The organism is Enterobacter sp. YSU (assembly GCF_016082135.1).
Classification (GTDB): Bacteria; Pseudomonadota; Gammaproteobacteria; order Enterobacterales; family Enterobacteriaceae; genus Enterobacter; species Enterobacter hormaechei_C.
This window is the reverse complement of record NZ_CP059487.1, coordinates 4,092,043-4,118,775: the sequence shown is the minus strand read 5'-3', so window position 1 is coordinate 4,118,775 and position 26,733 is coordinate 4,092,043. Positions and strand designations below refer to the sequence as shown.

General features: G+C 53.6%; 23 protein-coding genes and 4 pseudogenes. 12 read left to right on the top strand and 15 right to left on the bottom strand.

The genetic code is table 11. From position 1 onward, the window contains the following. Positions 1-359 precede the first annotated feature (359 nt). The 5 genes and pseudogenes from H2Z33_RS23620 (at position 360) to H2Z33_RS19745 (ending at position 5,449) form a co-directional block, all read left to right on the top strand. Entirely contained in the window at positions 360-740 is a 381-nt protein-coding gene (locus tag H2Z33_RS23620; RefSeq protein WP_176486262.1) for a CPBP family intramembrane glutamic endopeptidase, read from the top strand. Between the two features lie 14 nt (positions 741-754). Further along, a complete protein-coding gene (locus tag H2Z33_RS19760; RefSeq protein WP_032624257.1) occupies positions 755-2,008 on the top strand; it encodes an HlyD family secretion protein in 1,254 nt (417 codons plus the stop codon). Beyond that, a pseudogene (locus H2Z33_RS19755) lies at positions 2,008-3,138 on the top strand (cysteine peptidase family C39 domain-containing protein); the annotation flags it as partial. The gene H2Z33_RS19760 and the pseudogene H2Z33_RS19755, both read left to right, overlap by 1 nt. Continuing rightward, a pseudogene (locus H2Z33_RS19750) lies at positions 3,137-4,123 on the top strand (ATP-binding protein); the annotation flags it as partial. The pseudogenes H2Z33_RS19755 and H2Z33_RS19750, both read left to right, overlap by 2 nt. Positions 4,124-4,258: 135 nt before the next feature. Then, on the top strand, positions 4,259-5,449 hold the full coding sequence (locus H2Z33_RS19745) for a cytochrome c biogenesis protein/redoxin (protein WP_063135162.1): 1,191 nt from the start codon (positions 4,259-4,261) through the stop codon (positions 5,447-5,449). 6 nt (positions 5,450-5,455) lie between these two features. Here H2Z33_RS19745 and tam read toward each other — a convergent pair whose 3' ends face one another. Both tam and H2Z33_RS19735 read right to left on the bottom strand, forming a co-directional pair. Next, positions 5,456-6,214: a trans-aconitate 2-methyltransferase gene (gene tam / locus H2Z33_RS19740; protein ID WP_032669878.1), complete on the bottom strand. Its 759-nt coding sequence runs from the start codon at positions 6,212-6,214 to the stop codon at positions 5,456-5,458. Between the two features lie 84 nt (positions 6,215-6,298). Next, positions 6,299-6,883 (bottom strand): NUDIX domain-containing protein, encoded by a 585-nt coding sequence (locus tag H2Z33_RS19735; RefSeq protein ID WP_017382349.1) that lies wholly within the window; start codon positions 6,881-6,883, stop codon positions 6,299-6,301. Between the two features lie 86 nt (positions 6,884-6,969). Between H2Z33_RS19735 and H2Z33_RS19730 the strand changes: the two genes are divergently transcribed. From H2Z33_RS19730 to H2Z33_RS19720, 3 genes are all read left to right on the top strand, one after another. Continuing rightward, positions 6,970-7,728: a DeoR/GlpR family DNA-binding transcription regulator gene (locus H2Z33_RS19730; protein ID WP_045341969.1), complete on the top strand. Its 759-nt coding sequence runs from the start codon at positions 6,970-6,972 to the stop codon at positions 7,726-7,728. 104 nt (positions 7,729-7,832) lie between these two features. Beyond that, positions 7,833-9,125 carry a glycoside hydrolase family 28 protein gene (locus tag H2Z33_RS19725; protein ID WP_063135163.1) on the top strand — a complete coding sequence of 431 codons (1,293 nt, stop codon included), beginning with the start codon at positions 7,833-7,835 and terminating at the stop codon, positions 9,123-9,125. A gap of 68 nt (positions 9,126-9,193) precedes the next feature. Next, a complete protein-coding gene (locus tag H2Z33_RS19720) occupies positions 9,194-9,739 on the top strand; it encodes an NUDIX domain-containing protein (protein WP_032671141.1) in 546 nt (181 codons plus the stop codon). Positions 9,740-9,922: 183 nt separating this feature from the next. On the opposite strand, the gene H2Z33_RS19715 is transcribed toward H2Z33_RS19720, so the two are convergent. The 4 genes and pseudogenes from H2Z33_RS19715 to H2Z33_RS19705 all read right to left on the bottom strand — a co-directional run. Then, positions 9,923-10,558 (bottom strand): DUF421 domain-containing protein, encoded by a 636-nt coding sequence (locus tag H2Z33_RS19715; RefSeq protein WP_015570517.1) that lies wholly within the window; start codon positions 10,556-10,558, stop codon positions 9,923-9,925. Positions 10,559-10,567: 9 nt separating this feature from the next. After that, entirely contained in the window at positions 10,568-11,014 is a 447-nt protein-coding gene (locus H2Z33_RS19710) for a DUF3290 domain-containing protein (protein ID WP_014069654.1), read from the bottom strand. A gap of 247 nt (positions 11,015-11,261) precedes the next feature. Continuing rightward, positions 11,262-11,440: pseudogene (locus H2Z33_RS23615) on the bottom strand (ISNCY family transposase); the annotation flags it as partial. Position 11,441: 1 nt separating this feature from the next. Continuing rightward, positions 11,442-11,770, bottom strand: a pseudogene (locus H2Z33_RS19705) (ISNCY family transposase); the annotation flags it as partial. A gap of 258 nt (positions 11,771-12,028) precedes the next feature. On the opposite strand from H2Z33_RS19705, the gene H2Z33_RS19700 reads away from it, so the two are divergent. Next, on the top strand, positions 12,029-12,994 hold the full coding sequence (locus H2Z33_RS19700) for a hypothetical protein (protein ID WP_063134590.1): 966 nt from the start codon (positions 12,029-12,031) through the stop codon (positions 12,992-12,994). 15 nt (positions 12,995-13,009) lie between these two features. Beyond that, on the top strand, positions 13,010-13,579 hold the full coding sequence (locus tag H2Z33_RS19695) for a hypothetical protein (protein WP_063134591.1): 570 nt from the start codon (positions 13,010-13,012) through the stop codon (positions 13,577-13,579). A 50-nt stretch (positions 13,580-13,629) separates the two neighbouring features. On the opposite strand, the gene H2Z33_RS19690 is transcribed toward H2Z33_RS19695, so the two are convergent. The 3 genes from H2Z33_RS19690 to H2Z33_RS19680 all read right to left on the bottom strand — a co-directional run bounded on the left by H2Z33_RS19690 (position 13,630) and on the right by H2Z33_RS19680 (position 15,362). Continuing rightward, on the bottom strand, positions 13,630-14,115 hold the full coding sequence (locus tag H2Z33_RS19690) for a GNAT family N-acetyltransferase (protein ID WP_058689392.1): 486 nt from the start codon (positions 14,113-14,115) through the stop codon (positions 13,630-13,632). Continuing rightward, positions 14,103-14,369: a DUF1778 domain-containing protein gene (locus H2Z33_RS19685; RefSeq protein WP_003857131.1), complete on the bottom strand. Its 267-nt coding sequence runs from the start codon at positions 14,367-14,369 to the stop codon at positions 14,103-14,105. The genes H2Z33_RS19690 and H2Z33_RS19685 overlap by 13 nt, the downstream gene beginning before the upstream one ends. 63 nt (positions 14,370-14,432) lie before the next feature. Beyond that, complete coding sequence (locus H2Z33_RS19680; protein ID WP_198091808.1) at positions 14,433-15,362, bottom strand: LysR family transcriptional regulator; 930 nt, start codon at positions 15,360-15,362, stop codon at positions 14,433-14,435. A gap of 129 nt (positions 15,363-15,491) precedes the next feature. Here H2Z33_RS19680 and H2Z33_RS19675 point away from each other — a divergent pair, with 129 nt between their 5' ends. Next, positions 15,492-16,880: an MFS transporter gene (locus H2Z33_RS19675; RefSeq protein ID WP_048973858.1), complete on the top strand. Its 1,389-nt coding sequence runs from the start codon at positions 15,492-15,494 to the stop codon at positions 16,878-16,880. Between the two features lie 21 nt (positions 16,881-16,901). Here the strand turns inward: H2Z33_RS19675 and H2Z33_RS19670 are convergent, their stop codons facing one another. Genes H2Z33_RS19670 through H2Z33_RS19660 form a run of 3 tightly spaced genes read right to left on the bottom strand, consistent with a single transcriptional unit; the run spans position 16,902 to position 19,612 of the window. Continuing rightward, positions 16,902-17,897: a DUF2891 domain-containing protein gene (locus H2Z33_RS19670; RefSeq protein WP_048973857.1), complete on the bottom strand. Its 996-nt coding sequence runs from the start codon at positions 17,895-17,897 to the stop codon at positions 16,902-16,904. A gap of 9 nt (positions 17,898-17,906) precedes the next feature. After that, a complete protein-coding gene (locus H2Z33_RS19665; RefSeq protein WP_017382341.1) occupies positions 17,907-18,893 on the bottom strand; it encodes a DUF979 domain-containing protein in 987 nt (328 codons plus the stop codon). After that, positions 18,890-19,612 (bottom strand): DUF969 domain-containing protein, encoded by a 723-nt coding sequence (locus H2Z33_RS19660; RefSeq protein ID WP_003857121.1) that lies wholly within the window; start codon positions 19,610-19,612, stop codon positions 18,890-18,892. Before H2Z33_RS19660 ends, H2Z33_RS19665 begins: the two co-directional genes overlap by 4 nt. A gap of 224 nt (positions 19,613-19,836) precedes the next feature. On the opposite strand from H2Z33_RS19660, the gene H2Z33_RS19655 reads away from it, so the two are divergent. Further along, positions 19,837-20,385 carry a winged helix DNA-binding protein gene (locus tag H2Z33_RS19655; RefSeq protein ID WP_003857118.1) on the top strand — a complete coding sequence of 183 codons (549 nt, stop codon included), beginning with the start codon at positions 19,837-19,839 and terminating at the stop codon, positions 20,383-20,385. Here H2Z33_RS19655 and glgX read toward each other — a convergent pair. Genes glgX through treZ form a run of 3 tightly spaced genes read right to left on the bottom strand, consistent with a single transcriptional unit; the run spans position 20,382 to position 26,725 of the window. Next, the gene (glgX, locus tag H2Z33_RS19650) at positions 20,382-22,457 is read right to left on the bottom strand and encodes a glycogen debranching protein GlgX (protein WP_047728493.1); all 2,076 of its coding nucleotides are present in this window, start codon (positions 22,455-22,457) and stop codon (positions 20,382-20,384) included. The two genes, H2Z33_RS19655 and glgX, sit on opposite strands and share 4 nt — an antisense overlap. A 15-nt stretch (positions 22,458-22,472) precedes the next feature. Further along, positions 22,473-24,941: a malto-oligosyltrehalose synthase gene (treY, locus tag H2Z33_RS19645; protein WP_047062833.1), complete on the bottom strand. Its 2,469-nt coding sequence runs from the start codon at positions 24,939-24,941 to the stop codon at positions 22,473-22,475. Beyond that, positions 24,938-26,725: a malto-oligosyltrehalose trehalohydrolase gene (treZ, locus tag H2Z33_RS19640; RefSeq protein ID WP_063134593.1), complete on the bottom strand. Its 1,788-nt coding sequence runs from the start codon at positions 26,723-26,725 to the stop codon at positions 24,938-24,940. Before treZ ends, treY begins: the two co-directional genes overlap by 4 nt. Positions 26,726-26,733: the final 8 nt, after the last annotated feature.

The window sequence follows — 26,733 nt, the reverse complement described above, 5'->3', positions numbered from 1 at the left end:
CTGAAGTTAAAGTGCATGATATCAAAAAATGATTACGATATCATAGCCATATTTGTTGATTCTTATATAAAATATGAATTAATAATAGGTTGAACATGATAATCTTTAGGCATGTCTATCCATTCATTTATAGTAAGAAAAACGTAATTGTTCTTTTTATTGCGTCTGTTATCTCAATAATAATTACGTTATCGCCATCCATAACCCTCCGCTATCTTACTCTCGATGTGTCATTTTTCTTATTGTTTATTGCGGAATTTTCAATTGCATTTTTCTAGTATATTTTTTACTTAAGGAAGTTGGATGGTTTTAAATTACGCCCAAGTAGAGATTTAACTTCAATAAAATTTTCTATTGTTGTGTTGTTTGTCATTTTGCTGGTTCAGTATAATGTTTATCTTTACAGGGATAATTTATATCATTATGGACCTTCCCATATTAGTTTTATAGCATTTATAATAGCCACCTTCGTAGTCCCATATTATGAGGAGATTATATACAGGGGCTGTATCTTCGGTGTTTTCCACTCAATTTTTAATAAAAAGTATATTATCCCATGTATATTGACTTCATTGTCTTTTTGTCTGATGCATGGACAGTATTATAACATTTTAGATCAATCCATTCTTTTTTTGGTGTCAATATTGCTATTAATAGTTAGAATAAGAAGCAGAGGGCTTTTTTATCCTATTATAATTCATTCGTGCATGAATGCTTTTGTTTTGTCGTTAAATTTTTGAAGGGTATTTGGGATATGAATATCTTCAGGGAAGAGGCTTTAAATCATCAAACAGATTCTGATTATGGTGAGATTGTCTTACCTGCGTCATTCGGTTTATCAGTAAGCGCACTCACAACGTTATTCATATTTCTGTGCCTGATACTCTTTATTCTTTATGGTAGCTATACACGTAAGGCTCACCTTTCCGGAATCGTTATGCCCTCATCCGGGCTGGTAAAAATCACTCCTCAATATGCTGGCTACGTAACCAAATTGACCGCCTCAGAAGGTCAACACATTATTGCCGGTGAGACTCTTTATCATATCAGCGGTGAACATTTCAACGAACAGGGGGCAGGTACACTCGCTGCTATAAGACTTTCCCTACAAACTCAGTTTACAATGCTGACTTCTCAACAGACCCTGGAATTGCGTGACAACAGTCAGCAGCAGCATGCCATACAACAGCGAATAGTTTCCCTGAAACCTCAGGTTAAAAGTGCAGAAAAGCGTCTGTCACTTGCCGTGCATCAGGCTGCGCTGGCCGTGTCTGTTATGGAGCGCTATAAGAAACTTGCTGATACGCATTACGTATCAGATATCGAATACCAGCAGAAGCAGATTGACGTTTCAACGTCACAGCAAAACGTTGAGGATCAGCGTCAGGGGCTTCTGCAACTGCACACCGCGATGGAGGCTGCTAAAGACGACCTTGACCATCTCATCGTTCAGGGTGAAAGCCGGAAGGCTGAAATGGACAGGCAGTTGCAGGTGATCAGGCAACAGCAGGACGAACTGGCAGGTAAGGAAAATTTCACGCTGACTTCACCGGTATCCGGAACCGTTGCTGCTGTGCTGGTCAGACAGGGACAGTCTGTCAGGGCATCTGAACCTGTCATGACCCTCATTCCCGACAATGCCCGTTTGCAGATAGAACTCTATGCTACCAGTCAGAATGCTGGCTTTATTCAGGCGGGGCAGCGTGTTGCCCTGCGGTTCTCTGCCTTCCCCTATCAGAAGTTTGGTGTGCAGTACGGGACTATCCGTGAAATAAGCCATACAACGCTGACATCTTCTGATTTACTCTCCGTATCTCCTGTGACCTGGAAGGAGAATGAAGGTCATTACCGCGTCATCGTTGAACCTGAAAATACTTTTATTCTGGCTTATGGGAAACAGGAAGCCCTGCGCCCCGGCATGGTTCTTGAGGGGGATGTCAGCCTGGATACCCGCAATTTGTGGGAGTGGCTGACTGAGCCGCTCTGGAGCCTGAAAGGAAAGCTGTGATGGATACACTCAAATGGACCGGGAGAAAACAGCTTCCTCTCACCCGACAGACAGAGTCAGCGGAATGTGGTCTGGCATGCCTAGTCATGATGGCCTGCTGGCATGGTCTGCAAACAGACTTACCCACACTGCGCGAACGTTTCAGTATCAGCTCACAAGGGATGACCCTGCAGAGACTGACTGAATGTGCGGCCGGTATCGGATTATCCAGCCGGGCAGTTCGGCTGGAGCTTGAGGACCTAAGATCCCTTTCTCTCCCGTGTATTCTCCACTGGAACATGAATCATTTTGTTGTGCTACATAAAGTTCGCGGAAGCAGGCTGGTTATTCATGATCCGGAAAAGGGAAAAGTAACGCTCTCCCTACAGGATGCTGGAAAACATTTCACCGGCGTCGCGCTGGAGCTGATGCCAGCCAGTGATTTTACCGCTCGGGATGAAAGGAAAAAAATCCATCTGCGCCAACTGACAGGTAAAACACCGGGTCTGTTGTCGGCAATGTCGCGAATTATCGTTTTTGCCGTGGCACTCGAAATCCTGACACTGGGAAGCCCGCTTCTCAACCAGCTGGTGATTGATGAAGTCCTGGTGGCTGCCGACCAGAGTTTGTTGACCGTCATTATTATTGCGCTTCTGCTGATGTCACTGACCCAGATGCTGCTGTCACTGGCCCGCCAGTGGGCGAGTATTACACTGTCCGTCAATTTTAACATGCAGTGGACAGCACGGGTTTTCCATCATCTGGTCCATCTTCCTCTGGCCTGGTTTGATGCACGCAGTAAGGGGAGTATTAATGCTCGTTTTGAGGCGGTAGATACCATCCAGCAGGCGCTGACTACGCAAGTGCTGGAAGGTATTCTGGATGTGTTGCTCGTGGTGACTGCGCTTTGCATGATGCTGCTGTACAGTCCTGAAATGACATTGATCGCCGTACTTGCAGCCATTTTCTATGGTGTGTTGAGGGCACTGTGGTATCCGTCCCTTCGACAGTCGGCAGAAGATGCCTGGGATGCAGGTGCCAAGGAGTCCGGGCATTTTCTTGAAACACTCAACGGGATCCTCAGCCTGAGAATTAACGGTGTGACGGCACATCGTGAGGCCGCCTGGCTGAATCTCAACGTTGCCCGCAGAAGAGACGCTTTCAGCCCAATATCCGCTTCAGTTTACGGCGGTGCCAGGGCCGATTTCCCATATTCAGGCCCATCTGACGCTCCGCGACGGCGCACCGCTCACCATCGATCTGATCCCGCGCATGCCGCCTGTCGCCAGCTGGTTGCCCGTGGTGCTGGTTCTTCAGCTGTTACTTGTCGCGCTCTGCTCCTGGGTTGCCGTGCGCCAGGTTGTCCGGCCCTTCCTGCAATTCACGCGCGCGGTTGATTCCCTCGATCCTGCGGCCCATTCTCCGATGACTGAAAAAGGTCCGGTTGAGGTGCGCCAGGCAGCGCACGCTTTTAATGAGATGCAGTCGCGGATACAGACCTATCTGCGTGAACGCGCGCAGATTCTGGCGTCCATTTCTCACGATCTCCAGACGCCCATCACGCGCATGAAGCTGCGGATCGAAATGGCGGATCAGCCCGAACTCCGCGATAAGCTGCTGAGCGACCTGGATAATATGTCGCGCCTGGTACGGGAGGGGATTGCCTATGCCCGGTCATCAGAATCTCTGGAAGAGACCACGCTGAAGCTGGAGCTGAATGCGTGGGTTAACAGCATCGCCAGTGATTATCAGGACATTGGTAAAAACGTGCAGTTTCATGCACGCAATGCGCGTCTGCCGATCGTCACTCGTCCCCAGGCATTGCGCAGGGTAATGACCAATCTGCTCGATAATGCGCTGAAGTTTGGCGAGAGCGCGGTAATGGAGATTGATGAAAATGAAAGGCAGGTAGCGATCCGCATTATGGATAACGGCCCTGGCATCCCGGAGGCAGAACTGGAGGCGGTGTTACAGCCGTTCTACCGGGTTGAAACGTCGCGCAACCGGGAAACGGGCGGCACCGGCTTAGGCCTCGCCATTGCCGCGCAGCTCACCGCCCAGCTTGACGGGAAATTGCATCTTGCAAACCGGGCAGAGGGAGGGCTGGCCGTAAGCGTGATCCTTCCGCGCGGTTAATTGTACGCCTGTGTATCTGCACCCCGCGCCGATACGCAGGCAGACAAAATCCAGCTTTTCAAACACGGCCTGAACACATTCGTACGATGAAATGACCTCACTGCATCTTCGCAGCAACCGTATCGTGAGGTCGTTATGTTTATGATAATCGCTTTTTTAGGCGGCATGATTAGTCTGCTCAGTCCGTGCACGCTTCCCGTCATTCCTCTGCTGTTCGCCGGCTTTCAGGGGCAGCGCAAACACATTCTGGCGCTTCTGGCGGGAATGATTGTGATGTTCATGTTGGTGGCGATGGTAGTAACGGTTGCCAGCGAGTGGATCGCTGACGCCACCGTTATCGGTCGCTGGATTGCGCTGCTGGTACTGAGCATTGCCGCCCTGGCCCTGATCTTCCCGCAGTTCGCTCAGCGCATTGCCCGCCCGGCGGTCAGCGCGGGAAACGTTCTCAATACCCACAGCATGCAGCGACGCGGTCTGGTTTCGGCTTTTCTGGCAGGGCTGGCCGTTGGGCTGCTGTGGTCCCCCTGTTCCGGACCGATTCTCGGGGCGATCTTCAGCATTAATATTGCGGGCCACTCGGCCATCGCAACCGGAGCGCTGTTAGCCGCTTACGGCAGCGGGTGCGCGTTGATGCTGGGGCTGCTTGTCGCGGGGGGCCGTAAGCTGATAACCCCTCTGAGAGCCAAATCCGCATTGATGGCACGTTTGCGTCAGGGAGCGGGAGTGATGATGTTAGCCGCCGTTGCGTTCAACGCCAGCGGAATGACCTCAGCCCTGAAAGGCGCCAACGGTGTTGCCGACCAGCTGGAAAACGCCCTGTTGAGCCTTGCGCAACCAACCTCCACGCAGGTGAAACTGCAACCGGTCGCTGACGCGACGCCGGGCAGCCAGCTACCGTCATTAAGCGGCGGTACGGGTTGGGTTAACGGTGACCCTGTCACGTCTGAGGCCTTGCGTGGGAAAGTTGTGCTTATCGATTTCTGGACCTGGGACTGTATCAACTGCCAGCATACCCTTCCGCATGTGCGTGACTGGGCGAAGAAATATCAGTCTGAAGGTCTGGTGGTGATTGGCGTCCACACCCCGGAATACCCCTGGGAAAAGCCGTTATCATCGGTGAAAAACGCGGTCAACAAATGGCAGTTGCCGTACCGCGTAGTGACGGATAATAACTACAAAATCTGGAGCGCGTTCGGAAATCAGTACTGGCCCGCACATTACTATTTCGATGCGAAAGGGCAACTGCGTTACACCGCGTTTGGCGAGGGGAGCTATGACAAGCAGGAGGCCGTGATTCAGCAGTTGCTCAAGGAAGCGCGTTCCTGATCCGGCTTACGGAACCCGCTGAGCCACCAAAAACAGGCGCGGAAAAGCCAGCAGTATCTGCCCGTTCTCCTGGAGCGGATACTGCTCTTCCAGCAGCTCAAGGTAGCGTTTCAGATAGTTTTTCTGCTCGCTTTCGTTGAGTTCCTGTAACCACGGGCGTAACCCTGTAGCGCTGACCCAGTCAATAATCGCCTGATGAGAGCTCATCTGATGGAAGTAAGTGGTGCGCCAGATATCCACGTCGCATCCCGCTTCCGTCAGAATATCGTAGTAGGCATGGATACCCGGCAATGGCTCGCGGCCACGATCGGGGTAGCCCTGTTCCCAGGCAACTTCACGCATCAGGGCGTGCGTCGGCTCAAGCCAGTTGTCAGGCATTTGCACCGCCAGCACGCCGTTTAACTGGAGCAGTGAAACCAGGTGTGGCAGAAGGTGGTAATGGTCCGGGATCCATTGCAGTGAGGCGTTGGCGTAGATCAGGCTGAGCGGCTGGTCAGGTTTGTAGTGCCGGATATCCGCCTCAACAAAGTGGCAGTCTGGCAGGGCCTGTCGGGCTTCCTCCAGCATGGCCGGAGAGTTATCCACGCCGGCGATCTGCGCAGAAGGCCAGCGCTGTTTCAGCAGCGCGGTGCTGTTGCCTGGCCCGCAGCCCAAATCCACGCCAGAGGTTATGTCAGCAAGCGGCACCCGGGCGAGTAACTCAGCGGCGGGACGTGTTCGTTCTGCGCTGTACTGTAGATAAAGAGAGGGATCCCAGTCGGCCATTTTCGCATCTCCATGTTGAGGTGTTCAGCAAGAATAGCACAGGCAAATACCTGCGCCGGGGCAGGTATCTGGCTAATGGTGAGATTATAAAATGCCTTTGAGGGCCAGGTGATAGAGCAGCATGATGGTTTTTCCGTCGACAATCTGCCCATTTTCAATGCCCCGAAGCGCGTCGTCCAGCGTCATTTCCAGTACGTCGATATCTTCTCCCTCTGCTTTAACGCCGCCGCCCGCGCTGGTCCGATCCTGCGGATGATATTCCGCCAGATAGAAGTAGAGTTTCTCGGTAACCGAGCCCGGGCTCATATAGGCCTCAAAAATTTTCTCTACGCGCGTCACCTTATACCCGGTTTCTTCTTCCGCTTCGGCCTTAATCCGGCTTTCCGGGTCAAGGTTATCGAGCAACCCGGCGGCCGCCTCAATGAGATCCTCTTCGTGACCATTTATAAACACCGGGAAACGGAACTGACGCGTCAGAATGACGGTTTTGCTGTCGCGATTATAGAGCAGGATCGTCGCGCCATTCCCCCGGTCATACACTTCACGCTCTTGTCGCTGCCAGTCGCCATCGCTGCGCTGGAGGTCAAAAGTGTATTTTTTCAGGTTATACCAGTTGTCGGACAACGTTTCGCTGTTGATAATGCGTATATCTGCACGTTTTGATTGCACGTTTGGCTCTCCTCTCGTAGAGTAAGCATCATAAACAGCACTATCGTGCAAATACAAGGCATATCGTGCAACAACAGGAATAATTCATGCTCACAAGCCAGCGTAAACAGTTGATTCTGGAAAAACTGGAGGCGGAAGGTCAGGTCCAGTCTACTGCGCTCAGCCTCTTTTTCTCGGTGTCTGAGGACACTATCCGCCGGGATTTACGTGAACTGGCGGCAGAAGGGCGTTTGCAGCGTGTTCACGGCGGTGCACTGCCAGCATCGTCAGCGATTGCGCCTTTTGCCGAGCGTCAGTCCGTTAAAATGGATGCAAAAAAACGCGTGGCACGGCGAGGCGCGCAGCTCATTTTACCGGGGCAGGTGGTGATCATTGATGGCGGGACGACCACCTCCGAACTTATTACGTTCTTACCACCCGATTTACGGATAACCGTGGTGACGCACAGCCCGGGTATCGCTTTGGGGCTGGTCGACCATCCATGCATAGAGGTGATCCTGATTGGTGGTCGTTTGTATAAACACTCCATCGTCACGGTCGGCGCGGCCGCTATTGAAGGCATCAATAATATTCATGCGGATCTGTTCTTCATGGGGGTCACCGGCGTCCATCCTGAGGCCGGGCTGACCACCGGAGATTACGAAGAAGCGTGCATCAAACGTGCATTTTCCGGCAGAGCAGCGGAAACGGTGGTACTGGCCTCACCGGAAAAGATCAACACGGCCTCGGCGTTTGTGATTGGCGACCTGTCGCTGGTGAATACGCTGGTTGTTGAAAACACAACGGATGAACGCTGGGTGAGCGCTCTGAAAGAAAAGGGCGTTGCGGTGATCGCAAGCCAGTAAATATCTGCTTTTTTGCCAGCCTGACCGCGTGGCTGTCAAACAGACAAAGGTTATCCTTCACGCGGATTTCTAGACTAAGGCTTTCATCTGTTTAAGGACAAGCCATGAAAGCGGTCTCCATTCTGACGTGCGGCGCGGACCCAACCGCGCAACGCCTGTCAACGTCTGCCATTCAGCTGGCCATAAATAGCGCTCAACAGAACGATGTCATTGTTATTCCGCAAGGCCGTTTTCTGACCGGAGCACTGTTTCTGAAAAGCGGTGTTTCGCTTTGCCTGGACGCTGGCGCACAGCTCGTTGGAAGCCAGGATCTGGCTGATTATCCATTGATAAACACCCGGGTGGCCGGCATTGATATGCGCTGGCCGGCAGGCATTATTAATATCATCGATTGTGAAAACGTCAGTATTACCGGTACAGGTACGATAGACGGGCAGGGTGTTATCTGGTGGCGACGCTTCTGGGGCGATGACGAGCGCAGCGGCATGGTCGGCGATTACAGCGCCAGAGGATTGCGCTGGGTGGTTGATTACGACTGTCAGCGCCCGCGCAATATTCTGGTCTTTGAAAGCCAGAGCATTCTGCTGCGTGATTTTACCAGTCGGGAGTCCGGATTCTGGAACGTGCACCTTTGTTATTCGCGCCATATCACGGTTGAGGGCGTGAAAATCAGCAATTCTGCGGGGCCGAGCACCGACGGGATTGATATCGATTCCTGTGAACAGGTGCGGGTTGAACGCTGCATTGTTTCCTGTAATGACGACAATATCTGCATAAAATCAGGACGAGGACGCGAAGCGGCGCAAAAAGCACGTACAGCACGGGATATAGTGATTCGCGGTTGTACGCTGAATAAGGGGTCCGGGATCACGCTGGGGAGCGAAACCTCAGGCGGCATTGAACGCGTCCTGATAGAAGATAACGCGTTTAACGGTACGGGCGTCGGGTTTCGCATTAAGTCGGCCTGCAACCGGGGCGGATTTATCCGTGATATCACCGTCCAAAATTTACATCTTACGGACGTACGTTTCCCGGTGCTGATCCAGCTGAACTGGTTTCCGCAGTACAGCTATGGCGACCGGGGAAATTTATCTGATAAACCAGAACACTGGCGCAAGCTGGCTGAAGGTGTTGAGGGCGAAGCCGGTCTTACTGCGGTCAGCGGACTGACGATTAAAAATATGTCGGCGCATCGCTCAGACAACAAATATTTCTCGCGTGCATTTTTCATTGAGGGGTATCCGGAGCGTCCTGTGACCGGGTTAACGCTGGAGGGAATTTTGATTGACGCGTCAGAGTTCGGGAAAATTTCCGGTGTGGATGGGTTGCGCTTTAAGGATGTGCAGGTGACTGCCGTAGAGAACACGCAAGACCGTAACGACAGTTATGAGCGTTGATGTATTGCACGGTGAAGGCGTTAACGTTACTGTTAGAGAGCTACAAGTAAAGAAATCAGGGGCTTACCGTGAAGAAAGAGATAAAAACACTGGAATCGAGACAGATTTATCGTAACCGCTGGATGTCGCTAAAGGAAGACCGGATTCTGAGAGCCGATGGGAGCGAGGGGCTTTATTCCGTCATTGAAAAAGATGATTTCGTGGTCATCATTCCGGTTGAGAATGATGAAATCTATCTGGTTGAACAATACCGATACCCTCTGGGCCAGAGAACCACAGAACTCCCTCAGGGAAGTTGGGAATGTTCTCGCGACGCTGCACCTGAAGACGTTGCCAGAGGCGAGCTTAAAGAAGAAACCGGGTTAAGCGCCGGGAAAATGGAGTACGTCGGTTATCAAAAGCTCGCACAGGGTTATTCAGCCCAGGGTTATCATATTTACCTTGCCACGGAGCTGACATTTACCGGCCAGCAACTGGAGGAGGAAGAATACGGCCTGACGGTGAAAAAAATTAAAATTAGTGCCTTTGCTCAATTAATACGTGACGGCAAAATCACTGACGCCACCTCAGTTACAGCATTCCTGCTGGCGAGAACAAAAAATATGTTCTCTTAATCATAACGTTTTAGATTAATATTGAGTCTCCACATCATTGTCAAAGCCAAGTTCAGATGCCCGGGGCAGCGCAAAGCTCAAATATTTGATCCGTGCCAGGAGCGGACGTTAATGTCAATATTCTCAGGCGGAGGCACACCAGAAATGGCTGCCTCCTGATAAAATGGTGTTATTGTTTGGATGTTATTTTTCATATCCGTATAAATTAATCCTACCTGACAAGTACTCACCTAAATATACTTCACTAATTTTACTGAAGCCTTTCTTTGTAACTTCAGTTTCTAACCATTCACTGTCTTTATTAAGGATTTCTAGCAGGTCATGGTTGGCCAAACCGTCCACTATAATTGGATAGCGTATATTTTCATCGCCACTTTGTATGATGGTTAATTGCCCATTTTGTTCGAGAACGACGCGTTTTAGTTGTTCTATCTCATAAATTCCATTTGCTCTTAATTTGAACATTAGATCATTTGCAGAAACACCATTCCGTAAACACTCCTTAACATTAACACTGCCATTGTGTACTAAGGTAATCGGTTTCCCATCAATTATCCTTTTAATTAATCGATTGTTTTCCTTCAGGAATTTAAGAGCGAAGACCAAAAGAGTCCATATGATTAGTACCAGAATAAATTGAAGAACCGATATAGATTCGTTGTAAATTACGCCTCCTATAATTCCCCCCAGCACATAGTTTTGAACCTGGTCCATTGCAGATGAGGGGGCCAGATTTCCTTTTCCCATAAGATTTATTTGAACAATTAAACACAGTATCCCCAGGCCCAACTTTATAATGATAGGTAAATAAATTATCATTTCCACACCTCAGTTTGTTATGATTTCTATTTCTGGGTTTACTAACGAAACCTCTACTAAATTGTATGTTTTTTGATCCGGGCTCAAATTGACGCGATAAAAAACATCACTAATTTTAACGATAATGCCATCAGAGAGTTGTACGGAACTGGAAAATATAGCATTTACATTCACATCTTTTTTTTGTGATAGGAGCCTAACAAAATTAACCATCTGCGAGGATTGGGAATGTATATTTTGACTATCAGTATAATCAGCATACTGAACACCAGAAATGAAGAGCAAAAACAAGAAAACTATGATTGTTAAGTCACGATATTTGGTTTGCAGTCGATGACGCATATACAGGCTAAAAACAACGATCAAGATAAATAAAGTACTAAATATAACTATGTATTTTAAATAGTCATTGATATTAGACTGCATTTGTAGATAATCTATGCTATAAAATTTCATATAAGTTCAATCCCTAACCCCTCAAAACCACATTTTATTATAGTAAAACATTTCCATTTATTAGTTATCAGCTGAAATTGATCATTATCCTTAAGCCAACTATGTTGACTTGCTTGTTATGACTCAAGGCATCTCAATGTTAGTAGCATTCAGAACTTCCGTTCTTCGCTCATGTCGGGCATTAATCATTCTTCCATACAGGTCACTCACTACCGGAAAAAGAATTCAGAGTATAAATAATCTTCTAACGTTTGTCCTGAACCAGCTTAATAAACTAAGAATCTGCCCGAGGCGCTTGTTGTCCACGATAGCAGCCTAATCAATTTCCTGAATACGATTATAAGTGGAGTAGGGAAGGATGACTCCGTTTAGCCTGAGTTCTTTCCGGCCATCCGGGTAATGCCAGACCTCAATGTACTTCCCAATATTTTGACAGGTGAACATCGTGCAGTTCTTCGTGTTCCTCGCTGGCAGCGTAGGCCCAAAGTCAGTATAGCGTTCGCGGATAATATTGAATGCGTACCGGGCAAGACCATCCGGTAGTTGATTATTGCCGGGTTTCCCGCGACAACGGCCAGCCATACCCAGTGGGCCAGATTCATTGTAACGCAACAGAAGGCGTTGGCTGTGACTGTCTGAAATATCAAGGCGCTGCGCGGCCATCAGTGTGGTCAGAGGCTGGACGACAACGTCCTGAATGATTTTGAGTCGGTTAACTTTGTCCATAGTGAAAAACTCCGCTGCGTGTGCCGTCATCAGAATCCCTCGATCAGAATCCCTCGATGGTGAATCTATGTGATGTTATCCTTATCCCAGAACGGACATTACAATTTTGCTGTTACAACCTTAGTACGTATAATGTATATTATGTTAAATGACCTGTGGTGATAATGAGTTTGTGATTTGATCGCTGAGTTGACACTGCTATTATCTAAGTCTTAAGGTTGGAATCATAAATTTTTCAATAAATTACCCTGCTAATTCACAGTCCTCACGGGATGAAGGAGCTCTCTGATGAATCTACCCGGTCAGCAGTCGCCTGACAGCACCCTTCCCTCTTATAATCTCTCTCGAAGCCTTGGCCTACAGGCCGGTACTGATATCGACTTTAAAAAGCTAGCCGCGCAGCTCGACTGTACACGTAACTTTTACAATGTCGGCATCATTTTCGATGATGGCAAGCAACGCTGGCTGGTTCGTCCGTCACGACGCATTGCTGATGTGAATCAGAGCACCGTCAGCCATGTGGTCATCAGTAAAATTCCGGATGCTAAGGAAACCAGTGCGGAAAAAGCCGTGGTGGCGACGTTAACCACGCCGTCACTTGCGACTGAAATCACTTCAACCGGTTTCGCCTGTGGCGCGATGATTGTTACGCTTGTCATGGCGTTTGGTGCCGGTGCGGCTGTGCCTTTTACCGCTGGCGGATCCGGCGTGATTGCGGCGATTAGCCTGTCCGGCACGTTGGCTACGGGAGCACAATGCATGATTGGCGCGGGCCGTCTGCTGGCTATCCATAACGACCATGGTTCCGATGTTGCCTGGCTCGACAGCCAGGACTGGTACGTTGCCACCACAACGGTTCTGGATGTCATTTCGCTGACTGCGGCAGGAACCGCGCTACGAGGTACTTTAGAAACGTACAAGCTGATGAAAGCGGCATCTTCAGGTAAAGTTACCGCCTGGTTCCAGAGCATGAGCCGTGCCGAGCGTAAGCGCATCACGGAAGAGATTATTAAAGCGCAGAATCCAGGCATCTCCAGTGCTGGCGTAAAGGCCGCGATCCGTGCAGGTGTTTATCCGAAACGTTTCCCCAGCGAATCGTTACAAAAATCACTGCAGCGCGAGTTAATGAGTGCGGTCAACAACGCATCGGCCTTTGTGGGGAGTTCACTCACAGGGACTATCCGCAACCCACAAAATACCGTCCAGTCAGGGCGTTATGTAGTTGGTGTGCTGCAGTCATTTTTACCTAACTAAACGCTGAGTATATAAATGTTTAAAGTTTTAACCCGTCGCCTGCAATATTGTAACGAGGTGTCCGCCAGCATAAAAAATGCCGCCCCGACACAGTTGCAGCTGCTTAAGACGCAGTTGGCTGAAGATATGGTTAAGCCTGTGGGACTACATACCATGGGTATTCCGGCGGCGGTCAGTACGCTCGGGGTGATTGTCAGTTTCGCCATTCCGCAACTGTGGCTGGGGTATGGCGTACTCGCCGCACTCGGCCAGCCAGCAGAGCGCGTATTCGTGTGGGTCGTGCTGATCGCCCTGCTCTTCGCTGGCATCAACGGAGTGACGATGTTTATGATTGGCAAAGGTAGCATGCGTGCCGTGCGGTTACATCTTACGCTGGCGATGCTAAGCCTGGTATTAACGGCAGCCTATCTGCTGGCCGCGCTGAGCGGTAGTTCTTCTCCGGGCGTCAGTCTGACCGCGGCGCTGGTAAGTATTGTCATGCTTGGGCTTAGCGGTATCTGTATCCTCTCTACCGCTTTCTATAAGATGCTGCTATTTACTTTGCATAACAGAGTCTGGCGCAAGCTTATCAGCCAGACGCGCTAAACATTCATTCCATTAAAATCCCGCCGCTACGTGCGGCGATCCGACTATCGCTACTGGGGAAGCCGGAGAAACAGTGTCCGTTCCTGAGTCTGCGATGCTTTAAAACCATGGTGGATATAGAACGCTTTGGCTTCCTCAGTGAGTGCATGAACCATGATCGCTCGCACCCCGATATTCTCAGCTACCCGATAACAGCGTAAAACCGCATCGTGGAGTAAATCGGCTCCCAACCCGTTTCCGCGTAACGAGACATCCACAGCCAGACGGGCAAGTATAATCACGGGAATGGGATCCGGCATGTTACGCCGCAGATTCCCCGTCGCTAGCGTATGGTTAACACTGCCGGTAGCCAGCGAGTAAAATCCCGCGACCTGCTTCGTGCCCGTTTTACAAACGACAAATGTTCGGGCTGCGCCGAGCGCCTGGTTTTTCAGACCTCTTTGTTTTAGCCATTCGTCAAGCACGGCCTCTCCACTGACGAACTCCGCCAGTTGATGAACGCTGGATAACGGCTCTGGTGCTGTTACACGTCCCACTGCGGTTTCCTTGCCAGCAGTTTTTCTATGGCCGGATCGTCCGCGACCGGGGCATCTAGCATGTCAATGAACTCAGCATACTGTTCATCGTTAAAATTGAATACACGCCGATCGAGGATCACATTCTCGGCTGCCTGACAGGCCATCTCCAGAATGAAGTCTGTACGTGATTTATGGAGGATCTCTGCGGCGGCATCAATAAGCGCCCGCTGGGATTCTTTGGCTCTGAGATTGAGTTGAACATCTGATTTCATGAGTATACCTCTTGTATAGCAATTGCTTTACAAGCATAGCATAAGCGCTGTGTATAGCAATCGCTATACAGCGCCCTTTATCATGTCTGACCTCTGCACACCGCATATCGCAAGAATTTGCTCTCTCAGCCAACGGTGACCAGGGTCGCGTTCCATTCTTGGGTGCCACATCTGCGATACCGTAATACGACGGCTTTTGAACGGCAGCTCGAAAACGTGTACCTGGTCCGTTACCTGCTGATTGAGTAAATAGAGCGCGGGTATCATGGTGATAAGATCCGATTCCAGCGCCACGGACAGCGCCGTCGGAAATCCCGGTACGACGCTCGCGATTTTACGTTTTGTCCCCAGCTCGGCCAGCGCATCGTCAACGGAACCGTGCAACGCGCCCTCGGGTGACGCTACCACATGGCCCCAGGCGACATAATCCTTCACGCCTATTTCTGCCTGCTTAGCCAGCGGGTGTCCCTTACGCACGACGCCCACAAACCGATCCTCAAACAACCGTTGCAGCCGTATTTCAGGCCCCATATTGCTCTGGACGCCAATCTCCAGATCAACCAGCCCTTCCCGAAGATAGCGCGACGTTTTTTCCGGCTTAGGCGCAAAGCGTATACAGACGTCCGGCGCGGCGTCGGCCGCAGCCGCTATAAGCGCAGGCCCAAACGCCACCACAAAACCATCTTTTGCCCTGATGGTAAAAAGGCGCGCCAGACTTTGCGCACTGAACGTTTCAGTAGAGGGCTGCAATACCGCCCTCGCCTCGTGCACTGCACGTCTGGCGCGATCCCGGGTCGCTTCGGCCCACGGGGTCAGTACCATGCTACGCCCGGCGCGCACCAGGATCGGGTCGCCTGTAACGTCGCGTAACCTGCTTAATGTCCGGCTCATGGCCGAGGTGCTGAGGTTCAGACGACGTGCTGCACCTGCGACACTCGCTTCGCTCAGCAATATGTCGAGTGCAATCAGTAAATTAAAATCAGGATCGGTCATAGCGCTCATTCCTGTTCATTCAGATAAGGCGTTTCGTGCAACGATAAAGTGTAAATGGTGCGCCTTCCGCCCTGTAAAAGCCATCTTTATAGTTTTGTCATCCATACACTCTTCTCAGAGGACAACATAATGACGCTCTTTTCCAGTCAACCCGGCGACGAAGGACTGCCTGGCCCGGCGCGCGCACGGGTGATGGCCGCAATTATGACCACCACCTTAATGGGCGTGTTTGATGGCACCATGATCAACATTGCCCTGCCCTCCATGGCTCAGGAGATGCAGGTACCTGCCAGTATTGCCGTCTGGTTCGCCAACGGGTATCTGCTGGCGGCTGCGATGACGCTGGCGATATTCGCGGCGCTTGCGGCCCGCCTGGGTTATCGCCCCGTATTTCTGGCAGGTCTGACGACCTTTACCCTGACATCACTGGGTTGCGCGCTGGCGAATACACCCGAAGTGCTTATCGGTATGCGCGTGCTTCAGGGGATCGGCGGCGCGGCGACGCTGAGTATTGCCCCCGCAATCCTGCGGTCCGTATTTCCCGGGCGATTGCTTGGCCGCATTCTGGGGTTGCACGCCCTGCTCATCGCCTCCAGCTCCGCTATCGGCCCGGTATTGGGCGGGACGATCCTTCACACCCTGAGCTGGCAATGGCTGTTTGCGATAAACGTTGTTCCCGGCACCCTCGCCTTACTGCTGGCGGTCAAAGCGCTGCCGCGGGATGCGGTTCGAAAGCAAGCGCCTTTCGACACCCCGGGCGCCATATTGTCGGCGCTGCTGTTGGGGTCGACGATCATGGCGGCGAACAGCCTCCATGACGCGACTTATCACCTTGGCAGTCTTTGCTGGACAATGCTCGCTGCGCTGAGCGGCATGGCGTTTATCTGGCAGATCCGCCGCGCGGATAACCCCTTACTGCCGCCGATGATGTTTAAAAATGAACGTTTTACCCTCGCGGCCTTCACGTCAATGCTTGCTTTTGTCAGCCAGGGGATCACCTTTATTGCGCTGCCCTTCCTGTTTCAGAGCGAATACGGCTACAGCCCGGTGTTGTCTGCCCTGCTGTTTACGCCGTGGCCGCTAGGGATCGTACTGATTGCGCCGCATGCAGGCCGGTGGGCAGACACGATTTCAGCCCCGGCGATATCCACCCTGGGGCTGATGATTTTTGTCGTCGGTTTGATCCTGCTGGCAACATTACCCGCCCGCCCTTCAGTGTGGGATATCTGCCTGCGGAGTCTGGTGTGCGGAGTGGGGTTTGGCTGCTTTCAGAGTCCCAATAACCGGGAAATGCTCTCCAACGTTATTCGTGAGCATGCGAGCTATGCATCCGGTGTTTTATCCATTATGCGCACGTTCGGGCAGTGTCTGGGCGCCGCCGCCGTGGCCGTTCTGCTGGCCGCAGATGAAAGGTCAATTCATGTTGCGCTGTGGGTCGCCGCCGCAGCTTCTGCGGTAGCGGTCGTCGTCAGCGCGAGCCGGTTGCGTAAAATCACTCATCCTGCGGAAACAGGATGAGCACGAAAATATAACTAAGCGCTACTCCAGCGCCAGCAGCGCAAAACTCGCCAGCCAGTGGCCGCCGCTGTAGTGACTGCCGACAACATGTTCCACGCTTGCCGAAAGATGGCGCGCAACGGCATCCTGTAACGCCTGCTGCGCCGGGTGGTTTTGCGGCAGAGCACGGGCAATGTGCTTCATACACCACGCGCGGCTGAGGTTAAGCCCGTCCAGATGTGCGATTTTCGGGTCGGTGCGGTCGCTTACCTCAGCCGGGTTCATCAGCGCAGAAACGGCACCCACTTCCGGCAGAAACGCATCGAACCAGGCCGGGAAATTCTCCACCACCTTACTCATCAGCAGGGCCTCGGTCAGCGCCCCGGAGATATACTCGTCGCCGCCCGGCTCATAATGCGCCGGATATTGCGTGTCCGTATGATAAAAGCGCGTCGCCGCGTCCAGGATCGCCTGTTCAAGCCCGTCATCCGTCACCGCCCGGGCATAATCCAGCCCCAGCGCGAGCGCAAACGCCGTGTTGTAATGTGTTCCGACGCGGATGGGATAGGTGAGCTTGCTGAGGTAATCCACCAGCCGCTGACGAATATCCCGCGTTAACGGTTGCAGCGTCTGGTACCAGCGCTCCGCCTGTGGCAGTGACGACTGTTTCAGCTCCTGCGCCAGCGCCAGCAGCCAGCCGTAGCCATAAGGCCGCTCAAACGACGCGCGGAACGGCGCGGTAAAATAGGCCAGCTCCTTCGCCACCTTCTCGTCGGTCAGGTGTTCTTCGAACAGAGTGATGATCTCTTCCCGACACGGCAGTTCGGGCCAGAGACGCAGGCAGCGCAGCAGCAGCCAGTAGCCGTGCACCGCAGAGTGCCAGTCAAAACAGCCGTAAAAGATCGGGTGCAGCTCGCGAGGCGGCAGAACGTCGCCGTCATCGTTGAGCAGATGCATAATGTGGTTCGGGTATTCCTGACGTAAATAGTTCAACGGCATTCTGGCGAAGGCGTCAGCCTGATGTTGCGTTAATTCCATTGCAGCTCCTTAGCGAAACACGAGGAAATACATTAAGAACACGTTCACCACCAGCAGGGTTAACGCGGTCGGGATCTGGATCTTGATAACCTGATATTTGTCTTTTAGCTCCAGCAGCGCGGCGGGCACAATGTTGAAGTTGGCGGCCATCGGCGTCATCAGCGTGCCGCAATAGCCTGCGTACATACCGATAGCCAGCAGCGGCGCCGGGTTACCGTGATGGACGTTAATCAGGAATGGCAGAGCGATACCGGCGCTTAACACCGGGAAGGCTGCGAAGGCATTACCCATGATCATGGTAAACAGCGCCATCCCCACGCAGTAAATGACCACCAGCATGAAGCGGCTGTCCGGGTTCACAAACAGGCTGACCACCTTTTGTACCGATTCGCCGGTATTCGCCACCACAAACACCCCGCCGAGCATGGCCAGCATCTGCGGCAGGATCACCGCCCAGCCAATGGTATCGACCAGCCGACGCGACTGACGCACCGCATGCAGCGGCGTACCTTTTGTCAGCCACCAGCCGGTAAGGATAGCCGCCACGCAGGCCACGCACAGCGCCGCCAGCGTAAGCTGTTTCTGGTCGAGCAGATAAACGCCGCCAATCGACACGCCTTTCAGAAACAGCGTCCCGATGACCGTTACCACGGGGATCATCAGTGCCGGTAAAAACAGCCAGTTTTTCAGCCGGTTCGACGAGGCAACACGCTCCTCCTCGGTGGACATTTTATAGTGCCCCTTCCCGACCAGCCCGAAACCGGCCAGCAGCGCAATCACGATAACGGCGCCGCCAATAATGCGATACGCCAGCGACTTACCCAGCTCCTGCACCATCAGATCGCCAAACAGGAAGATCCCGCCGAACAGAAACCAGAACAGCGCCGTGGTATAGCGTTTCGGGTTAGCGCGGTCGCGAAGGGTCATCACAACCAGCAGCATCACGACGAAGCCGATCAGGTAATACACGCGGTTAATGGTGATGAGGGTCATCATGGTGCGATCTCCTGCGTACCCTGCTCTGCTTTCCAGGCCATCACGTCGCGACGAATGCTGGCGTCGAGGCGCAGCAGACGCGTCATATGGATGATCAGTGCCGCAATAGCGGTCGGAATGGCCCACAGGCCGATATGCAGCGGTTCGATCCCCTCGATCCCGTTCTCTTTCAGGAACGCATCAATCAGCAGTACCGCGCCAAAGGCGATAAAGATATCTTCCCCAAAGAAAACCGCGATATTGTCACACGCGGCGGCATGGGCTTTGATTTTGTCGCGGATAGTCTGCGGCAGTTCGCCGTATTCATTCAGGGCCGCCCCTTCCGCCATCGGCGCCAGCAGCGGACGCACCGTTTGCGCGTGGCCGCCAAGGGACATCAGGCCCAGCGCAGCCGTCCCTTCGCGGGCGACAAAGTAGAGCATCAGGATACGCGCCGAGGTGGCGCTGGCGATCTTCGCGACCCAGGCCTGGGCGCGCTCTTTCAGCCCGTAATACTCCAGCAGGCCAATCACAGGCAGGATCAGAATGAAGGTGGCAAGCGATCGGCTATTCACGAACTTTTCGCCAAAGGTTTCCAGCAGCATACCGAAATCCATGCCAACCAGCAGGCCCGTCGCCAGCCCCGCCACCACGACAACCAGCAGCGGGTTGAAACGCAGTGCAAAACCAATAACCACTACCGGAATCCCGATAAGTGGCAACAGTGTAGAACTGTCCATAAACGTTACCCTATCCAAAGTGAGCGTTGCGCGCCGACGGCTATTTTTTATACTTCGCAGCAGAGCGAAGCCGGTGCATTACGGCGCGCGATGTTGTGTTTTGCGTCAGGCTCCACAGAACCTGCACTAAAAAGCTATATCTGAACGTCAAAAACATGTAAACAATTTATCAATAAAATGTTCTTATTTTATCGACGGGTTTACATTTCGGGGGAAGGATCGTTATGACAGTTAAGAAAAAGACGACAGCGTTAAACCACGACGATATTGCGGACGGGCGAATCGTCTCCTCCCGTCATCTCGTCTCAGAGCGGTGTGCTGAATTATCAGAGCTGGAATATGCGCTGATCATGACCAGCAATGCGTTTAACAAATGGATGGTGCGCTGCATGACCGCTGCGGGTGAACCGGATATGGGGGCCTTTGACGTTTCGCTTCTACACCATGTGAATCACCGCAACCGCAAGAAAAAGCTGGCCGACATCTGCTTTGTGCTGAACGTGGAAGATACCCACGTGGTGACGTATGCGCTGAAAAAGCTGGTCAAGGCGGGATATGTCACCAGCGAGAAAGCCGGAAAAGAGCTTTTTTTCTCCACCACGGAGGAGGGAAAAGCGCTGTGCATGAAGTACCGGGAGGTGCGGGAGGCCTGCCTGATCAACATTCATGCGGAAAGCGGCATTCCGGGCGCGTCGATTGGCGAGACCGCGCAGTTACTCCGCGCGATCTCCTCCCTGTATGATACCGCCGCACGCGCGGCGGCCTCGCTTTAAGGACGGCGGAAAAGCGTCATACTCCGCCCGGCCAGTTCATAATCGACGGATTCCGTGATGATTTCCCCTGTGGGGGCCTCATCCGCCGTCGAAAGCTCCAGCACCCAACCCCCTTCACCAAACTGCGGGATCTGGAATGGCACCGTACCTTCAAACGGGTTAAACAGCATCAGCACGTCGTGCCAGACGCCCTCTTCCTGCTTAAGATCCGGGCGGCTGATGGCAAGACCAAGGGTGGAGCCCTCGTCCCATTGTTCCGACTGCTGCGGTCCGCCGCCGGCGTTAAACCAGCGGATCTCCAGCCCGTCGCGCCAGTTCTCACGTCGCAGCAGCGGCTGCGTCGCGCGCAGGGCAATCAACCGACGGGTAAAGTCGCGCAGCTTCTCGTCGTTTTCAGAGAGCCCTTTCCAGTTTACCCAGGAGATCTCGCTGTCCTGACAGTAGCCGTTATTATTGCCCTTTTGCGTCCGGCCAAACTCATCCCCTGCCAGCAGCATCGGCGTACCGTGCGAGAAGAAGAGCGTGGTGAGGAAGTTGCGCTTTTGCCGCTCGCGGGTGGCGATGATATCCGGGTTCTCCGTCGGCCCTTCTTCGCCGTAGTTATACGACCGGTTATCATTATGTCCGTCGTTATTATCTTCCCCGTTATCGGCGTTATGTTTCTCGTTGTACGACACCAGGTCGTTCAGCGTGAAGCCGTCATGCGCGGTAATAAAATTGACGCTGGCCCACGGACGACGCCCGCGCAGATCGTACAAATCACCGGACCCTAACAGACGGGCGGCAAAATCGTTAGAGACGTTATCCCCCTTCCAGTATTCACGTACCGTATCGCGGTATTTGTCGTTCCACTCACCCCAGCCAGGCGGGAAGCCTCCCACCTGATACCCGCCGGGGCCGATATCCCACGGCTCACCGATGAGCTTCAGCTTCGACAGCACCGGATCCTGGGTCACGGCATCGAAGAAGCCGCCGCGCGGATCGAACCCCTCCGGCTCACGTCCGAGAATGGTCCCGAGGTCAAAGCGGAAACCGTCAATCTGCATCGATTCTGCCCAGTAACGCAGGGAGTCCATGACCATCTGCAATACGCGCGGGTGGGAAGTATTAACGGTGTTCCCGGTGCCGGTGTCGTTGATGTAATACCGGTGCTGATCCGGCATGGTGCGGTAATAACAGAAGTTATCAATTCCCTTAAACGACAGGGTTGGCCCCAGCTCGTTGCCCTCCGCCGTGTGGTTATAGACCACGTCGAGGATCACCTCGATGCCCGCGTCATGATAGGCACGCACCATGTCGCGGAAACCCTGGATCCCCGCCGGGCCGTAATAGCGTGACGCTGGCGCAAAGAAACCGAGCGAGTTATAGCCCCAGAAGTTTTTCAGACCGCGATCGAGCAGGTGCTGATCGTCAGGGAACCAATGAACCGGCAGCAGCTCGACCGAGGTAATCCCGAGGCTTTTGATGTACTCCACCGACGCTTTATGCCCCATCCCCTCAAACGTACCGCGCAGTTCAGGCGGAATAGCCGGGTTAAGCTGGGTAAAGCCTTTTACGTGGCTCTCATAAACCACGGTATGCGGCCACGGGATATCGGGTCGGCGGGAGTCTTGCCAGTCGACGGCATTGGGGTCGATGACCTTACATTTGGGCGTAAACGGCGCGCTGTCTCGCGTATCATAGCTGAGATCCAGCTCGTCGTGTCCCAGCTCATAGCCGAAGTGGGCATCGTTCCACTCAATGTCACCCACCAGTTCACGGGCATAGGGGTCAATAAGCAGCTTATTGGGGTTGAACCGGTGACCGTTCTCTGGATCGTAAGGGCCATATACACGGTAGCCATACAGCGCCCCCGGTTTCAGATCCGGCACATAGCCGTGCCAGACCTCATGGGTATATTCCGGCAGTTCCAGGCGGGTGATTTCTGTTTTTCCCGATGGGTCAAACAGACACAGCTCCACCCGCTCCGCATGGGCGGAAAACAGGGCGAAATTCACTCCTTTCCCGTCATAATTTGCGCCCAACTGTTGGCCATGACCGGCCCGAATTTCAAACGTTGTATCCTTTGGCATTTTTGTTCTCCTCGATTAGTCGCAGGTAAGCAGAACCAACAAACATCCCTTTTCAGACGTTAAATCCAGCGTCTCTGGCAGAAGGCGGCGCTCACCGGTAAACAGATCCCGGTAGTGCTTCCCGGCCAGCTCCTGGGGTATGGCCACCATAGTATTGGCCCACAGCATCGCATTGTCGGTGACGTCAAACACCAGACGCGGCACGGCGACGATCAGCGCCTCGTCATCTTTTATGCGGGCATAAACGATCAGATTCTCTTCCCGCTCGCCGGTCACCTTCAGCGGCAGCCAGTCGCCGTAGCGGAAAAGCGCGGGGTAATGCGGCCGCAGCCGTAACAGCGTGGCGGTGACGTACTGCTTCACGCTGCCGTCTCGCCAGCGTTGCGCATCGTTAAAAATGGTTCCATCCGCTACGCTGAGGTTTTCCGCCAGCGCGGTGAAATCCGGTTCGCGGCGGTTATCCGGGTCGACCAGGCTGAAGTTAAGCCCTTCGCTGCCCTGGTAGATGTCCGGTACGCCTGGCGCAGTCAGCTTGATCACCGTCTGGCTCAGGCTGTTCATTAACCCAGCCCGAATAAACGGCTGGAGTGCGGCACTGAAATCACGCAGGAACAGGGTGTTATCCGGGGAGAGCAGATGGCGCACGTAGTCCAGCACCACGCTCTCGTACCCTTCGTTGCTGTCGATCCAGTCGGTACGCTGCTTGGCCTCGCGCAGGGCTTTCTCAATAAAGCCGAGAAAACGCTCTTCCAGTGACTTAAGGCCATCTCGATCGTCAGGCGACAGCGTGGCTGGCCAGACGCCCGCCAGCGCCTGGAAGATCATCCAGGTGTCGGCGGCGTTCGGCGCGGTGCCGTCGTTGAGGAATCGGACCTGCGTCTGGTTCATCTGCCGCCAGCGCGCCAGGTTTTCCCCCCACAGATCTGGCGCTTCCGTCAGCGTGTATAGTCGCGCTCGCGCATCCTCGCCGCGTTTGGTGTCGTGGGTGGAGGTTCCCAGCAGCGCATCGGGCTGGCGGGCAAGACGAATGCGCATCTCCTGATGAAAACGGGAAAGTGAAAATGCGCGCGGCGTCGGGTCAGCGCCGACTTCGTTCAGGGCCAGCTCCAGGTTATGGCGGAAGAACAGCGTATCCTCTACCGATTTCGCCATCAGCGGCCCGGTCAGTTGCTGAAAACGGGTGCGGAAAAGCGAGGCCAGCGCGTGGTCATCCTCAGGCAGATCGCCGGTAAGAATACGCACGATCAGGCTGAGAGCGGGTTCAGAGGCGTTGACGCTGGCGACCACGCGACTGAGCAGCGCCACATCCGGTGACGTCAGCCCTTCTCCGGTGCCGTAGGTGCGATACACCGGAAACGCGATAAGCAGCTCGCGCAGGGCATGGCGGATATCCTCATGCTCCACTTCGGCGCCGTTATGCCCGGCCAGCTCGCTGGCAATTTTGAGCAGCGTGGTAAATTCACCTTCAAAATTACGATCGGTCATCAGCCCTTTGGCTTTGCGAAGTTCCGCCTGCCTGTCCACGGTCGTACCCAGCGTCTCGTCGTAGAGCGTCTCCAGTCGCGAGAGGTTGGTATCATCCACCAGCACTTCCGCCAGCGAGGCAATAAACTCATAGCCCGTAGTACCCGAGACCGGCCACTCCGGAGGAAGCTGTTCCCCTTTGGCGAGGATCTTCTCTACCGTGATGTAGCAATCCGGCCCGGTCGCCGCACGCAGGCGCTGCAAATAGCCCAGCGGATCGGCAAGCCCGTCCACATGGTCAATGCGCAGGCCGTCGACAACCCCGGCGTGAACAAGCTCAAGGATCAGGCGGTGCGTGTCTGCGAAGACCGCCTCATCCTCTACCCGCACGCCGACCAGCCCGGTGATTTCAAAAAAGCGCCGCCATGAAAGCTGTTTCGGCGCTTCCCGCCAGGACATCAGCCGCCAGCTTTGCGCCTCGTGGATCTCAGCGATGCTCTTGCCTTCGGCATACGTGCCGGGATTAAGCGGATAGGCGGTATCATAGTAAACCAGCGCTGCGTCATTGGTGACACTGTCACGTTTTAAGGTGATAGCTCCCCGCTCCAGCTCGGCTTCAAAGGTGTCGCCAAGAAACGGCAACGTCAGCGATCGGGACCAGTCGATATCAAAATACGCCGCATAGCGGCTCTGCCTGCCTTGTTCTATAACATCGCGCCACCAGCGGTTTTCCAGCGAGGTCGACATATGGTTAGGAACGATATCCAGAATCAGTCCCATCCCTGCCTGCTTCAGCGCCGCCGCCATGCGGTCAAACCCTTCCCGCCCGCCAATCGCCGGGTCGATTTCGTTGGGGTCGGTCACGTCATAGCCGTGGGTGGAATCCGTGGTTGCGGTGAAAACAGGCGACGCGTAAAGATGGCTAATTCCAAGGTCTTTCATATACGGAATCAGGTCCACCACGCGATCGAAGGTCATGCCGTTGCGAAACTGAATTCGGTAAGTAGAGGAAGGGATCATAGCGCTGCTTCTCCATCAGCTAAGCGAACAACAATGCTGTTTGGCGGCAGGTTATCGACTGCCTCCGGCCAGCTAAAGATCGTTTTTCCGGGCAGGTTCGGTAAGGCGAGCGGCTTTTTGCCGATATTCAGCGCCAGCGACAGCGTACCGGACGGGAAACGCCAGCTCACGGCAACCATGCCGAGCGCCGTTTGCAGGACGTTACCCTCCACGGCGCCCCGCTGTTTCAGTAGCGGGACGATAAAGCGCTGACGCAGCGCAATCAGTTCGCGCGTAGCGTGCAGCCACGCCCTGCCTTCCTGCGTGTCTGCCTTGTTCCAGTCAAGCTTCGACCGCATAAAGGTATTTACGTCATTGGGGTCCGGTACGGTTTCATCGTGCCCGGCATGGCCGGTAAACTCTTTCGCGCGCCCTTCCCGCACGGCTTTCGCCAGGTCGCCGTGAAAGTCGGTGAAAAAGAGGAACGGATGCGTTTCGCCATACTCCTCGCCCATAAACAGCAGCGGAATATGAGGCGACATAAGCAGCGCCGCAAACAGCACACGCGTTTTATCCGCCCCTGCCAGAGAGATAAGCCTCTCCCCCTGGGCACGGTTGCCGACCTGGTCGTGATTCTGAATAAAATCGACAAAAAACTGCGGAGGTTGCTCGCGACACTCTACCCCGCGCGATTTTCCGGTCTGAAGCGAGATTTCCCCCTGGTAGACAAAGCCCTCTGCCAGCGCCCGCGCCAGTTTTTTCTCCGGCTCAAAGGCAAAATCCTGATAATAGGCGTGTGATTCCCCGGTCGCGAAGACATGCGCGGCGTTGTGAAAATCATCATTCCATTCGGCGGTGAAAAGCGGCGTCTGACCATGCTCATCGCGCGGATGCAGGAATATCACGTTGCGACTGTCTTCGGTGGTCAGATGGATATGCCGATCCGGAAATGCGTCGCGGATCCGTTGCGCTATCTCGGGAAGAATATGGGTCTCAGCGTCGTCATGGATCTGGTCGATGGCGTCGAAGCGCAGACCGTCAAGATGATACTCCGAGAGCCAGAATAACGGCGCCTCGGCGATGTATTGCCGGACGGCCTCAACCTCATAGGCAATACCGTTGCCCCACGGGGTCATACGATCCCGATGGAAAAACGCTGGCGAGAGCAACGGCAGGTAATTACCTTCCGGGCCAAAGTGGTTGAGTACGATATCCAGCACCACGGAAAGCCCGAGCGCGTGGGCGGCATCAATGAAGGCATGAAAATCATCCGGTGTGCCATAAGCCGAGTGCGGGGCATACAGCAGTACGCCGTCATACCCCCATCCGCGCGCGCCCCCGAACTGGGACACGGGCATCACTTCCAGTTGCGTAATACCCAGCCCGGCCAGATAAGGCAGTTTGTCGATGGCCGCCCTGAAGGTTCCTTCCCCGGTGAAGGTGCCGATATGCAGCTCGTAGATCACCGTCTCTTCCCACGATCGTCCTTGCCATTCCCGCTGAGTGGGCAGGCTGCGACGCGGGTCGATCACCACCGACGGGCCGTTGACGCCAGCCTGCTGCGCGCGTGAGGCCGGATCCGGCACCGCCATTCCATCCTGTAAAACAAACTGATAGGTCGTACCGTGCCTGACGCCGGGCACGTCAATCTGAAACCAGCCGTCGCCCACCGCCGCCATGGGAATGTCGGTATCGGTTAAACGTAATGTGAGATCTTTCTGCCCTTCTGCCCAGACGCGAAAACGTACAACGTCATCGGAAATAAACTCAGCACCCCAGTGCCTGCGACATGTTCTGAATTCCATTCATTGTC

Bases quoted from the DNA above. Each gene is read 5' to 3' on its own strand.
- H2Z33_RS19760 (WP_032624257.1), top strand. From the start codon at position 755: ATGAATATCTTCAGGGAAGAGGCTTTAAATCATCAAACAGATTCTGAT.
- H2Z33_RS19745 (WP_063135162.1), top strand. From the start codon at position 4,259: ATGTTTATGATAATCGCTTTTTTAGGCGGCATGATTAGTCTGCTCAGT.
- tam (WP_032669878.1), bottom strand. From the start codon at position 6,214: ATGGCCGACTGGGATCCCTCTCTTTATCTACAGTACAGCGCAGAACGA.
- H2Z33_RS19730 (WP_045341969.1), top strand. From the start codon at position 6,970: ATGCTCACAAGCCAGCGTAAACAGTTGATTCTGGAAAAACTGGAGGCG.
- H2Z33_RS19725 (WP_063135163.1), top strand. From the start codon at position 7,833: ATGAAAGCGGTCTCCATTCTGACGTGCGGCGCGGACCCAACCGCGCAA.
- H2Z33_RS19715 (WP_015570517.1), bottom strand. From the start codon at position 10,558: ATGATAATTTATTTACCTATCATTATAAAGTTGGGCCTGGGGATACTG.
- H2Z33_RS19710 (WP_014069654.1), bottom strand. From the start codon at position 11,014: ATGAAATTTTATAGCATAGATTATCTACAAATGCAGTCTAATATCAAT.
- H2Z33_RS19700 (WP_063134590.1), top strand. From the start codon at position 12,029: ATGAATCTACCCGGTCAGCAGTCGCCTGACAGCACCCTTCCCTCTTAT.
- H2Z33_RS19695 (WP_063134591.1), top strand. From the start codon at position 13,010: ATGTTTAAAGTTTTAACCCGTCGCCTGCAATATTGTAACGAGGTGTCC.
- H2Z33_RS19685 (WP_003857131.1), bottom strand. From the start codon at position 14,369: ATGAAATCAGATGTTCAACTCAATCTCAGAGCCAAAGAATCCCAGCGG.
- H2Z33_RS19680 (WP_198091808.1), bottom strand. From the start codon at position 15,362: ATGACCGATCCTGATTTTAATTTACTGATTGCACTCGACATATTGCTG.
- H2Z33_RS19675 (WP_048973858.1), top strand. From the start codon at position 15,492: ATGACGCTCTTTTCCAGTCAACCCGGCGACGAAGGACTGCCTGGCCCG.
- H2Z33_RS19670 (WP_048973857.1), bottom strand. From the start codon at position 17,897: ATGGAATTAACGCAACATCAGGCTGACGCCTTCGCCAGAATGCCGTTG.
- H2Z33_RS19665 (WP_017382341.1), bottom strand. From the start codon at position 18,893: ATGATGACCCTCATCACCATTAACCGCGTGTATTACCTGATCGGCTTC.
- H2Z33_RS19660 (WP_003857121.1), bottom strand. From the start codon at position 19,612: ATGGACAGTTCTACACTGTTGCCACTTATCGGGATTCCGGTAGTGGTT.
- H2Z33_RS19655 (WP_003857118.1), top strand. From the start codon at position 19,837: ATGACAGTTAAGAAAAAGACGACAGCGTTAAACCACGACGATATTGCG.
- glgX (WP_047728493.1), bottom strand. From the start codon at position 22,457: ATGCCAAAGGATACAACGTTTGAAATTCGGGCCGGTCATGGCCAACAG.
- treY (WP_047062833.1), bottom strand. From the start codon at position 24,941: ATGATCCCTTCCTCTACTTACCGAATTCAGTTTCGCAACGGCATGACC.
- treZ (WP_063134593.1), bottom strand. From the start codon at position 26,725: ATGGAATTCAGAACATGTCGCAGGCACTGGGGTGCTGAGTTTATTTCC.